This is a genomic window from Chloroflexota bacterium (assembly GCA_034717495.1).
Classification (GTDB): Bacteria; Chloroflexota; Anaerolineae; order JAAEKA01; family JAAEKA01; genus JAYELL01.
The window spans coordinates 20,792-32,891 of sequence record JAYELL010000051.1 but is presented as its reverse complement, the minus strand read 5'-3'; the positions used below and the strand labels follow the sequence as shown (position 1 = coordinate 32,891).

General features: G+C 58.4%; 8 protein-coding genes. 3 read left to right on the top strand and 5 right to left on the bottom strand.

Translation table 11 applies throughout. The features are described from left to right. Positions 1–14: 14 nt before the first annotated feature. Positions 15–887, top strand: a complete 873-nt coding sequence (locus U9R25_09825) for an ABC transporter ATP-binding protein (GenBank protein MEA3336195.1) — start codon at positions 15–17, stop codon at positions 885–887. Between the two features lie 46 nt (positions 888–933). Here U9R25_09825 and U9R25_09820 read toward each other — a convergent pair whose 3' ends face one another. From U9R25_09820 to U9R25_09800, 5 genes are all read right to left on the bottom strand, one after another. Further along, a complete protein-coding gene (locus U9R25_09820; protein MEA3336194.1) occupies positions 934–5,172 on the bottom strand; it encodes a ScyD/ScyE family protein in 4,239 nt (1,412 codons plus the stop codon). Positions 5,173–5,246: 74 nt separating this feature from the next. Then, the gene (locus U9R25_09815; GenBank protein ID MEA3336193.1) at positions 5,247–6,239 is read right to left on the bottom strand and encodes a glycerophosphodiester phosphodiesterase family protein; all 993 of its coding nucleotides are present in this window, start codon (positions 6,237–6,239) and stop codon (positions 5,247–5,249) included. Between the two features lie 132 nt (positions 6,240–6,371). Beyond that, positions 6,372–7,787: an ABC transporter substrate-binding protein gene (locus U9R25_09810; GenBank protein ID MEA3336192.1), complete on the bottom strand. Its 1,416-nt coding sequence runs from the start codon at positions 7,785–7,787 to the stop codon at positions 6,372–6,374. A 270-nt stretch (positions 7,788–8,057) separates the two neighbouring features. After that, the gene (locus tag U9R25_09805; protein ID MEA3336191.1) at positions 8,058–8,924 is read right to left on the bottom strand and encodes a carbohydrate ABC transporter permease; all 867 of its coding nucleotides are present in this window, start codon (positions 8,922–8,924) and stop codon (positions 8,058–8,060) included. Beyond that, a complete protein-coding gene (locus U9R25_09800) occupies positions 8,921–9,865 on the bottom strand; it encodes a sugar ABC transporter permease (protein ID MEA3336190.1) in 945 nt (314 codons plus the stop codon). Before U9R25_09800 ends, U9R25_09805 begins: the two co-directional genes overlap by 4 nt. Positions 9,866–10,253: 388 nt before the next feature. On the opposite strand from U9R25_09800, the gene msrP reads away from it, so the two are divergent. Next, entirely contained in the window at positions 10,254–11,228 is a 975-nt protein-coding gene (msrP, locus tag U9R25_09795) for a protein-methionine-sulfoxide reductase catalytic subunit MsrP (GenBank protein MEA3336189.1), read from the top strand. Positions 11,229–11,337: 109 nt separating this feature from the next. Then, positions 11,338–11,991 (top strand): protein-methionine-sulfoxide reductase heme-binding subunit MsrQ, encoded by a 654-nt coding sequence (locus U9R25_09790; protein ID MEA3336188.1) that lies wholly within the window; start codon positions 11,338–11,340, stop codon positions 11,989–11,991. Positions 11,992–12,100: the final 109 nt, after the last annotated feature.

Sequence of the window (12,100 nt, the reverse complement as noted above, 5' to 3'; positions counted from 1 at the left end):
TTCAGGATGGTTGTATGGCCGAAAACGATCTGTTAGTCAAGACCCAAAACCTGAGCAAAATCTACGGTAACGGCGCCGAGGTCGTGGCTCTGGACGATGTTGCTATCGAGATCAAGCGGGGAGAGTATCTGGCCGTAATGGGACCCAGCGGCAGTGGCAAGTCCACCTTGCTGAACATGCTTGGCGCGCTGGATCGTCCTACCCGCGGGCAGGTATTCGTGGATGGCCAGGAACTGACGGAGGTCAAGGACCTGGACAGCTTTCGTGCCCGCACCGTGGGTTTTATCTTTCAGCTGCACAACCTGTTGCCCACGCTTAGTGCTCAGGAGAACGTCGAGGTGCCCATGCGGGGCCAGCCTGGCTCATCCAGGGAGCACCGGGAACGGGCCCGGCACCTGCTGGAAATCGTGGGCCTTCCCGATCGTATGGACCATCTTCCGGGGCAGTTAAGCGGCGGACAGCGCCAGCGGGTGGCAGTAGCGCGTGCATTGGCCAACGAGCCCTCGCTGTTGTTGGCAGATGAGCCAACCGGCAGCCTGGATACCCAGGCGGGGCAGGAGGTGATGGGTTTGCTTTCGCAGCTGAACAGCAACCAGGGTACCACCATCATCGTGGTCACCCATGATCGCCATGTGGCACGGGAAACCCGGCGCATACTCACCATGCGGGACGGCCGTATCGTGGACGATCACCGGGTGCGTGACGAGGTCACCGAAGATCTTCGATCGCTGGCCAGGTCGCAACTGGGCAAACATCTGCTCAACGGCGACATGGAAGGCCTGGCTGCACTGGGTTTGGCCCGTGATGGGCACCTGACCGAGGAGGGGCAGGCCCTGCGGGCGTTGCTGCGCCAGTCGATGGGCACGTCGGCCAAGCCCGTGAACTGAACAGCGATTCCCTGAGGTTATTTCCTATCGGTGTAGCGCAAGGTGGTTACGGCGAGACCGCCAGCACCTGATTCGCCGGAACATCGCTGAATTCCAGGTAGCGGCCATCTGGCAGCCTGACTTCCAGTCTCGGTATCCGATCGGCGGTGCCGACACCAAAGTGCAGGCGGGGATCCTCGGAAGCCAGGTAACTGGAGCCCACATGCAACTCGCGCACCAGCCTGCGCCCGTCGGGCAATTCGGCCACGACCACAGCGCCGGGCCAGAAGCCATCGAGTGCCACCTGAAGCCAGTTGTTGGCGGGTCCCTCATTCCTCAGAAGAGCAACCTCGCCGCCGATGACGTTGATGGCGACGTCCAGGTCCCCATCGTTGTCAAAATCGGCAACGGCGCTGCCCCGCGCCAGCAATGGACCGACCTCCTCCAGTCCCGCTTGCTGTGTGGCATCGACAAACAGACGGGGTGGACCTGGTCTGGAACGGGCGCCATCGGCGATCCTGTTAGCATAAAGACGAACCAACTGAGGATCACTTTTCAGACTGGTGACCGGCACCCTGCCGTTGACGACCAGTAGATCCAGATCGGTGTCCTGGTCGAGATCCAGCCAGTGGGTGCCCCAGCCAGTCATGTTGTTGCCCAGACCCTGCAAGCCGATGCGAAAAGTGCTGTATTGGAAGGTGAGACTGCCCTGCTCACCCGTCTCATTGCGATAGAGTGCGTTTAGCTCCCGCTCCCAATTGGTGGTGAACAGATCGGTCCAGCCATCGCCGTCGTAATCACCGGCAGCCACCCCCATGCCACTGCCGGAATCGCCCACGTTCGCCGTTTCTGTCAGGTCGCGAAAGCGAAATCCTAACCCCAGCGGGTCGGCCTCCACGCCGCCAGGCCAGGGTTCGTTGGTATACAGCCGGTTTGGATGCCCGTCGTTGGCGATGAAAAGATCCAGTTCGCCGTCGCGATCCAGGTCGCTCAACAGGGCACCCAATCCCCGTTCCTGCCGTTCCAGACCAGCCTGCAGAGCAACCTCGCGAAACTGAACCCCGACAGTCTTTTCGGAAGCCCCGGTTTGAGACCCCGCGCCCTGATTCAGATAGAGCCGGTCCGGCAGGCCGTAGTAGTCCTGCGGGAAGGCGCCGATGGGCTTGGGGATCTGGTGGTCCAGGTCAATGAAGGCCGCTACAAAAAGGTCCGGCAGGCTATCACGGTTCACGTCGCCGACCACCGCAGCGCTATTCCATTCCGGTGCATCGACGCCAGCGGCCGCGGCACCTTCGGCAAAGGTTCCGTCGCCATTGTTCCATAGCAGGGCATTGGGGCCGTCGGCGGTCACGTAAAGGTCCCACCAACCATCACCATCGAAATCGGCCGCAACACAACCATTGCCCCGCATGACCAGATCCGTACCCGACTCGGCACTGACATCGGAGAAAGTGCCACTGCTGTTGCGATACAGCGCATTGTGGGGCAGACCGCCGAGGTCCTGCCAGTATTTCTTTTCATCCTCGGCATAGCTGTTGACAAGATAGAGGTCCAGCCAACCGTCGTTGTCATAGTCGATCCAGCAAAGCCCGCCGCTCATAGCAGCGACGGGATCCTGGAAAATGGTTTTGCGAAATGCGCCATGCTGGAAATCCAGACCAACCTCCGCCGCAACATCGCTCAGACCTGGCAGGGGAGAGATGGTGGGCGGGGAGCCGCCGGTCGATTGGGGTTCCGCATCGCTGATTGCCTGATCTCCCCGGGCTGCCATCTGCCCATCGCTATCGCGATGAGTGGAATCGGCCAGCGTTTGGGAGGAGGATATCTGATCAAGCGGCAGGCCGCTGGGTACACCTTCAGGAAGGAACTCGCTCAGGTCACGCGCGTCTGGATCGGTGAGGCTCTGCAGGAACACCGCCAGATCTTCCTTGTCCTCCTCTGTTAACGGCAGCCCGTTGCGCAATACCGGTGCAGCGTTCACCCCCTGTTTATCGGGCTGAAAGGGTCGCAAACTGCTGAAAAGTGCGGGTGGAATATCGTTGGCAACCGGATCGTAGCTTTCAGCGCTGCCCCAGATATCGGCATGATGGCCGATCACATCGACCAGCGTGGCATAGGCGCCGTCGTGGAAGTAGGGAGCGGTCAGTTCGACGTTACGTAGGCTGGGCGTGCGAAAGGTGTACCTGTCCCTGGCGTCGAAGCTGATGCCGGCGCGCCCCCAATCCTCGCGGCCGCTGTAATCGTGACCCTTGCCCGGTCCCAGTTGGGGAACCAGCAGGTTGCGATGCCGAAAATCGGAAAAGAGGTTGCCACTGTGGCACAGGCTACAGTTGACCTCTGGAATGATCTGCCCGAAAAACAGCAGTGCGCCTCGTTTCTGCTGCTCGCTAAGTGCCGTGGTGTCGCCGGCCAGATAGCCATCGAAGGGCGCGTCGGTGAAGATAAACCGGCGCTCGAAGGCGGCGATGGCCTCGGCCAGGCGGCTCAGTGAAATGGTGCCGCCGGCGTTGTCTGTTGCGAAGACCTCCGCGAACCAACTTTCATAGGCCGGAATGCCGCGCAACCGGTCCAGAAGCTGCCTTCGAATGGCCTGGGGCGCCTGGTCACCCAACGTGCCGCCGGCCATCTCGTGTAGACTGGTTAAAGGAAACAACGCTTGAACCGCCAGCGGATCGGTCAAATCCAAGCGGTTGATCTCATCCTCCGGAGTGCGTACCGACTCTCCGTCCGCCCCCGCCTCCACCCGACTGTCCCAGAACTGGGTTGGAAACAGAGCGCTGTTGATGATCGTGGGCGAATTGCGGGGCACAAACTGTCCGGCGAAGGGGTTGGCAACCGACGTTTCTCCTGTGATCGGATCGGTTAACCCGGCCAGACGGCGTGGTTGGCTGGCCTCTGGCCCTAACACTACCTGGTCGAGGAACAGGCGCTGCGGGCCCAACCCAAATCCGCCCGTACCGATGGGAAGGGCGAGACCATCGGCGCCGGCCAGAGTCGGATGGTGACAGGTTGCACAGGAGGTGTTGTGGTCGCCGGATAGAATCGGATCAAAAAAAAGCGCCTGGCCCAGAGCGGCCAGGCGGGTGTCGCCCTCTCGTTGATCGGCTCCCGGTTGCGGCTTGAGATCGTGCGCCTCGATTACCTCTCTTTGCAGTTGATCATAATCGTCGGGATTGATCTCGTTACGTTGTCCGTAGGTTCTCTCGGTGTTTCGCTCTTTCGTTTCCTCTTTCTCTGCTTCAACGTCGTCGCCAAAGGTAACCCTTAGCACCCGCCCTGGGAACACTTCTGTCAAAAGCAGGCTGCCATCATCGAGCGGTAGCACCGAGCCGGGCGTGTTTAGATTGCTAAGCACCGGTTCCAGCGTGCCATCGGGCAACAAACGGCTGAGGGTGCCGGTGCGTTCCCGGTAGCCCGTGCCACTGAAGCAGCCGGCATCGGGCGCAAACAGCGCGAACTCCAGCAGCCAGATCGTTCCATCTGGTCCCTGAGCTACGTCGATGGGCATGTTGAGGCTGTCTGCCACGACGCGTTCATTTCGCTCCTCGTCGATGGCCACCAGGCGGCCTCCACCGGGTGGGAATGGGCAACCGCCGGTCAATGTGACATAGTACTCGTCGCCAATGCGCTCGATGCCGGTGGGCACTGGCGACACCTTCATCTTTGGCTTATCGCTGGTTGGCGCAGGATGGGGCGCGAAGCGATGGATGAAGTAGGTTCTCCCGTCCGGCGTCTCTTTGGCCACGCCATCGCCCGTCGAATCGGTGACCACCGGCCTGCCTTCTGAATCAAAGGTCATATCAAAGGGATTCATTACCATGACCTGGTTGAGGGGCAACATCTCCGGGGTAAGGTCGTCTGTTGTAAGGGCCTGGGCGGGCAGTTCGATGCCCTCGACTTGTTGCTCCGGTGTCAGCAGCAGCGTCCAAAGATTATGCTGATCGAAGGCGCCCAGATAGATCTTGTCGCCAGCCGGAGAGAGGGCCACCAGAGGAGACCCGGCCAGGTCTCCCGAGTCATGAGTGCTGGGCAGACCAGAGATCAAACGCCCCACACGTCCATCGGGTTTGATCAGGCTGACCCCGGCACTGTCATCTCGTTGACCAGTTCCATCCTCAGCTACCAGCAGGCTCCCGTCGGCCAATACCGCCAGGCCAATCGGGGCCAGCAAACCGTCGGCTACGACGTTGATCCGGGGGTTGGCGTAGGGATCGGGCGGTAAGGGCGTTGGTGACACGGTTTCGGACCCACCGCCGCAGGCTGCCAGGACCAGGAACAAGGTGATGGGGAGGAGTCGTCTTAACATGGCTGGCCGGTATGGAGTGAGCAACGATCAGTAGGTGTGGTTGGCATTGTGTTTCTCCGATAGCTGTTTGCCGGTCACTGATTACTGGGCCCCGAAAGAAGCAAATCGGGCCTGTCAGTGATCAATCCGTCAACGCCCAATTCAATAAGCCGTTGCATCTCGGCCGGATCGTTGACCGTCCATGGGTTGACAAGCAGTCCGGCCTCGTGGGCTGTTTCCAACAGACTGGAGGTCAAATCCCGATAGCGGGGCGACCAGATAGTTGCGCCTTGCTGCGCATACAAGGCTGGATCGGGTCGGCCGCGACTGGTCAGCGCGGCCAGGCGGATATCGGGATTCAACTGACGCACCGCCCATAGAGAGCGATGGTCGAAACTTTGCATGATTACCCGTTGGAGCAGGCCATGCTTTTCGATCAGCTCGACGATGGCCCGCTCGAACGAACCGGGATTGACGCCGTCGAAATCGTCGCCAATGGCGCCGGGATCATCCGCTTTTCGCTTTGTCTCGATATTGAATTGGACGTGCGCCGCGTTCTGGCGCTGATCAGCGGTCTTTTCAGGGTTGTTAGTGTAGTCATCCACGAAGGCGAAGAGCTGTTCGAGGCTAACCACCTGGTAATTGTCTCCAGCCAGGGCAGTGGGCTCGTTATTCTGCTCGGGGAAGTCGCTGCTGTCCGGGTTTCGGTCGCATTGAAACCTCTGCAGTTGCTCGAAGGGCAGGTTGCTGATCCGGGAGCCGATCTCTGGTCCGTTCTCGTCCGCAACGCACTTGCTGCCCGGCAGGTCCGGGTCGTGCCACACCACAACAACACCATCGGCGGTGTAATGGAGATCAAGCTCCAGCGTGGTGACACCCAGATCCAGGGCTGTCTCGAAGGCGGGCAAGGTGTTTTCGGGCTTGAGGCCGCGCGCGCCGCGATGACCCTGGATGTCAAAACCATCGGGCAGGCTGATGCTCTGGCCAGTGGGAACCGGGGTTTGATGGCCTGTCGAATCTGTCACCATAGGGGCCTCACAGGCAACTGCCAACAACATGGTGAGCAGCAATATCGATACAATTTTCATAGGGCAAAAGCTGGGAAGTGGTGCGTAGCGTATGGTCTGCTACGCACCACATGGTTTGTCGAAAAAACAGAAACTCAGGTTAAGTGAAAAAGGGCCGGCACGAGTTCAAACCCTGATTCACCTGGCTGTGACCTATTCGAAGAATTGGTTGTAGTTGGCCAGTTCCTCGTTGGCCTTCTTGGCCGCCTCGTCCAGGGCTTCCTGAGGGCTCAGGCCATCATCCAGAACGCGACTATAGGATTCAACGATGATCTGGCGAATGGCGGGGAAGGGGCCGGCGCGGCCGCCCAGCACCGCATAGTTGGGTGAACCATCCTCCAAAGTCGTCGGTGTGGTGGCAAGCTGATCGATAGCGGTGACAAAGTTGGGATTCTCGGCCCAGAATGCCTGTACTTCCTCGTTGTCCGCCACGTCAGTGCGCACCGGGAAGTAGCCGGAGTTGGTATGCCAGGTGACCTGCTGCTCCGGCTCGGCCATGAACTTCATGAACTGCCAGGCCGCGTCGTTCGCCGCAGCGTCATCCGCGTCTATCAGCCACAGGGCTGCGCCACCGATGATGACGCCGTTACGGTCGCTGCTGTCGCTGTGGGGAATAAAGGCGGTGCCTACCTCGTGCTCGCTGTTTGTGATGATCGACACATCGGACGTGGAGTCGATCTGGATAGCGGCTTGCTGGGTTGTGAACGTGCTGTCGGTATCGGTCCAGGTCTTGCCCAGATTGGGGGCATATCCCTCGTTGATCAGGTCGGTCAAGAAGGTGAAGACCTCGACGCCCTGGCCCTCGTTGAACATGACCTCGGTGGGCCGGCCGGTCCGGCCGTTGTCCTCGTTGAAGTAGAGCCCACCACTGTTGGCCAGGATCTGCTCGAAATACCAGCCCACCTGACCAAAGGTGAAGCAATAGGGGGCCACCTCGGCCGCCATCAGGTCGTCGCACAGGGCCTTGAACTCGCTAAAGGCCATGCTGCCCTCGGGCATCTCTACCCCGGCGGCCTCGAACATGTCGGCGTTGTAGTAGAGCAGCGGTGTGCTGCTGTTGAAGGCCATGGCGACCATGCCGTTCTCGTCGGAGTAGTAGTCACGGACGGCCGGCACGAAGATGTCGAAGTCGTAGCCCTCGGCCTCGCCCAGCTGCCAGGCAGGAATCAGACGACCGGTGTCGAACATGGTCTGGGAAGCCAGGTCGAAGTTTTGGGTAATGTTGGGCTCGCCGCCGGTCTCGAAGGCAGCCAGCAAGGCGTTGTAGGTGTCGTCGTAGCTACCCTGGTATGTGGCGGTAACGACGATTTCGTCCTGGCTGTTGTTGAAGCGCTCGGTCAGTTCGTTGACCGTTTCTCCCAGATTGCCACCCATGGCATGCCAGAAATTCAGGGCGATAGCCTCTCCGGCGGGCTCTGCCGCTTCTTCTTCGGTAGCGGGCTCTGCAGCCGCTTCTTCTTCGGTAGCGGGCTTTTCAGGGACAGGAACCGGCGCAGCTGGCGCAGCGCAGGCGGTAACCAGCAGCGCCAGCAGGACAAGCAAGGCGGTCAGTGTGTAGATACGGTTCATCAGGTAGATCCTCCATTAAGGTTTGATAAAGAAACAGGGTGAATCGGAACGGTAGATCGACAGCCGACAGATCAGATCCAATCTTGCCCAGGGCGGACAATGGATGGTTCGCACTTGTGGAAATTCCCTTTGTCCACAGAGTCGCACTCGAGTAAGGGCCAGGCTTTCCTACCAGGCCAAACCTGGAGCTTCTGCGCGACTTGTCCTCTCGGAGCAACGTTGGATCTGATTGAACATGCAGCGAGGAAGAAAGGCTCGCTGCTTCACGGGTTAGCCCTTCAAACCGGTCATGGCGATGCCCTTGACCAATTGCTTTTGGGCAACCAAAAAAGCCGCCAGGGTCGGCAGCAATGCAATGATTGAGCCGGCCATCACAGCACCCCAATCGGCACCCCGCTCGATGTTGGTCATGAAGAAGCGGATACCGATCTGGATCGTGCGCATTTCGACGGTATCAGTGATGACCAGGGGCCAAAGATACTGATTCCAGGCGCTCAAAAAAGCGAAGATAGCAAAAGCGCCGATGGCACCCTTGCTCAGGGGGACGACGATAGTCCACAGGTAGCGCCAATTGCTGGCGCCATCGATCAGCGAGGCATCGTGCAGGTCTCGCGGGATACTGAGGAAAAACTGGCGCAGCAGGAATACACCAAATGCACTGGCCAGGAACGGGATTGTCAACCCCGAATAGGCGTTGGCCCAACCCAGCCCGGTCACGAACTGGAAGTTGGGAATAAAGGTCAGCTCGAAAGGGATCATCAGGCTGCCGATGATAATGAAGAAGATGGCCTCGCGACCCGGGAAATCCAGAGTGGCCAGGGCGAAGGCAGCAAGAACGCTGAAGAGGACCTGTCCCACGGTTATCAACGAACTTTGGATAAAGCTATTCAGCAGAAAACGGGCGAAGGGAACGGCGCTGAAAGCCACCTCGTAGTTCCTTAGCGTCCACTCCGAAGGAAAGAACTTCGGTGGGTAGGTGATTACCTCCTGTGGCGCTTTGAAGCTGGTAAACGCCGCAATGATAATGGGAAGGGAAATAGCTAACCCCACGCTGAAAAGGAAAATCTGCATGGCCAGTTCACCCATATCCAGACGGCGTCTCCCGCGAGGTGACGGGGAAGTGTTGGTGGAGCTCATTGATAGTGCACCTTTCGTTCAAGCCCGAAGAACTGGGCGAATGACATGGCGATAACCATGAGTGCCAACAGATAGGCTTGTGCCGAGGCAATACCGCGCTGGGGTGTACCCACAAACGCATCATAGAAAATGGAATAGACCATGGTGTTGGTTGCCTGACCGGGGCCCCCTTCGGTCAGGACGTGGATTTGGCCGAAGGCCTCGAAGGTGTGGATGATGTTGATAATCAGCAGGAAGAAGAGCGTGGGCGTAAGCAGCGGTATCGTAATCTGGAACAGGCGCTGCCAGAAGTTGGCACCATCTACCTTGGCTGCGTCGTACAAGGTATCGTCGATGGCCTGCACGCCCGCAAGCGCGATGATGACGTTAAAGCCAAACTCCTTCCAGATCGTGGCCAGAATGATGGCGATCAGTGCCCAATCCTTGTCGGCCAACCAATTTGGTCCTTGGATGCCGATCAGGCTGAGCCAATAGTTGATATAGCCAACCACGGGATGGTAGAGCCATTTGAAGAGTACGCCTGCCACTGCGCTGCTGATCACGACGGGCACAAAGATGAGTAGCCGGTGCAAGCCCGAAAGATGGCGAAGCGGATAGGAGAGAGCCACCGCCAGCAGAACGGCCAGAAACAACCCGACAGGCACGACGCCCAACATGAACAGGAAGGTGACCTTGACACTGTTCCAATAGTCTGGATCGGTCAACAGCCGTGAGTAGTGCTCCAGACCAATGAATATCTCTCTTCCACCAAAGGGCGCGACACGATGCAAGCTGAGACGGAACGAGGAAAAGACAGGAATGAAGACAAATACAGCCAGGGCGATCAGTGTTGGCGCAAGATACAGGTATGCCTCCGCTGTGGATTTTGTCCTGTTCCAACGCTTCTTGCGGGTTGCGGTCACGCCAGTGGCATGAACCTCTGTGGTAGTCGCCTGGCCCATGATGTGGGTTTTCGCTCCGTGGAAATCTTGTCAGGGTCGATGATCGGGGACGCTGGATTGTACAACAGATGTCTCTGTCGGTCAAACTGGAGATGTGCTTTGTTCTAAATTACCCATCCAGCGGTTGCCAGGAGCTTCCAGGCAGACTGGGCTGGCCTGCGACCAAACCTGGTTATCGGGCGCCATCGGCCAGAAACCTGAACGGCCAGGGAGCCGTTTTTCGAGAAGTGGGCTATAATGGCCAAGCCATGGTCTGGTAAGGGAAGGTACAGACTCTCTGTAATCTTTTCGTAATATGGTGTTAAGCAAGGCTTCATAAAGACCCGTTATTCTGGGCATTGTAGATAAGCAACTGTTCGACTTTCAGCGCATTTTCCGTGGAGACAGCATGACCGAAATCAAAAGTTCAGAGATTACCCCCCAACATATTTATCGGGATCGACGCAAGTTCATGAAGACAACTGGCACCCTGGCGCTGGGCGCAATGGTGCTGGCTGCCTGCGGACGAGGCGATTCTCCCGAGACCGGGATTGTTTCGCCGGCCGGTGGTTCGGCGGCCGATTCCGCGGCAGCGACACCCGGCGTTGCCCAACTCAATGGCGAAGTTGCCGGCGAAGCAACTTCGTTTGAGGCCATTACCAACTTCAATAACTTCTACGAGTTCACAACCGACAAGGAGAAAGTCGCCAGGCTGGCGGAAGGCTATCCCAATCGCCCCTGGGCCGTCGAGGTAGGCGGCCTGGTGCGCAATCCAAAGACCTATGATATCGAGGAGTTGCTCAAAACCTACGACCAGGAGGAACGGATCTACCGGATGCGCTGCGTTGAGGGCTGGTCCATGGTGATTCCCTGGCTCGGTTTTTCGCTGGCGAAACTGCTGAAAGATGTGCAGCCCACCTCTGACGCCAAATATGTACGCTTTGAAACGGTAAACGATCCCGAGCGTATGCCAGGCATGCGCAGCCCGTGGTACGAGTGGCCCTATGTGGAAGGCTTGCGATTGGACGAGGCCATGAATGACCTGGCGCTTCTGTCGACAGGGCTGTACGGCGAGGAATTATTGCCCCAGAGCGGCGCACCTGTTCGACTGGTGGTGCCCTGGAAGTACGGTTTCAAGAGTATCAAGTCTATCGTCAAGATCGATTTGGTTGCCGAGCAGCCCACGTCGCTCTGGATGGCGGCCGCGCCCAATGAGTATGGTTTCTATGCCAACGTCAACCCTGATGTGCCGCACCCACGGTGGTCGCAGCGCACGGAGCGGCGCATCGGCGAGACTAAGCGTCGGGCCACGTTGCCCTTCAATGGCTACGCCGATCAGGTGGCTCATCTGTATGACGGGATGGATCTGAGCGTGTATTATTAGGGAAAGTGGGTGCTAGGAAAACAAGTAGACATGGAAGCAACCAATCTCCTTGTTTACTTATTTACCCATCTATTTACCTACTCACTCCCTCCCAACCGACAAAATCACCATGCTAACCCGACCAAAACTCACAAAATTCCAGATAGCCGTTCACGTTGCGGCGCTGATCCCGCTCGCGCTGCTGATCTGGGACGCCACCCAGGGTAACCTGACGGCCAATCCCATCCAGAAGGCCACGCTGCGCACCGGAAAAACCGCCCTGGTGCTGTTGGTGCTTTCCCTGGCTGCTACGCCGGTCAATACAGTCTTTGGTTTCCGGCAGGCGATCAAGGTACGCAGGGCGTTGGGGCTTTATGCCTTCTTTTACGCCGCAATTCACTTCACCATCTACTTCGGTATTGACTACGGGTTTGACCTGAACCTGGTCGGACTGGAGTTAGCCGAAAAACGCTATGTGTTGGTCGGCTTTGCAGCCTTCCTGATCCTGGTACCGTTGGCGATCACATCTACCAGGGGCTGGCAGCGCCGCCTCAAGAAGGGCTGGAAACGCCTGCATCGCTTCGTCTACGCGGCAGGAATCCTGGTCGTTGTGCATTACACCTGGGTAGTCAAGTCGGACATCCGCGAACCGTTGATCTGGGGTGGCATTGTAGCGCTGCTCCTGATCCTGCGCATCCCGGTCGTTCGGCACAAAGTGGTCAGCTGGCGAATGCAACTGGTCGATCGGGTGAAGGATGGGTCGGCTGCTACGTCGGGTGCCTAGTGCAGCTTGGCGTAGATAAGTATGCAGTTAAAGACCGTCCCTACTTCTGGTGAAGGACCTTGGTTACTGCATAGTTATTTAGCCCGCAGAGTACTAGGTCACTACCTCA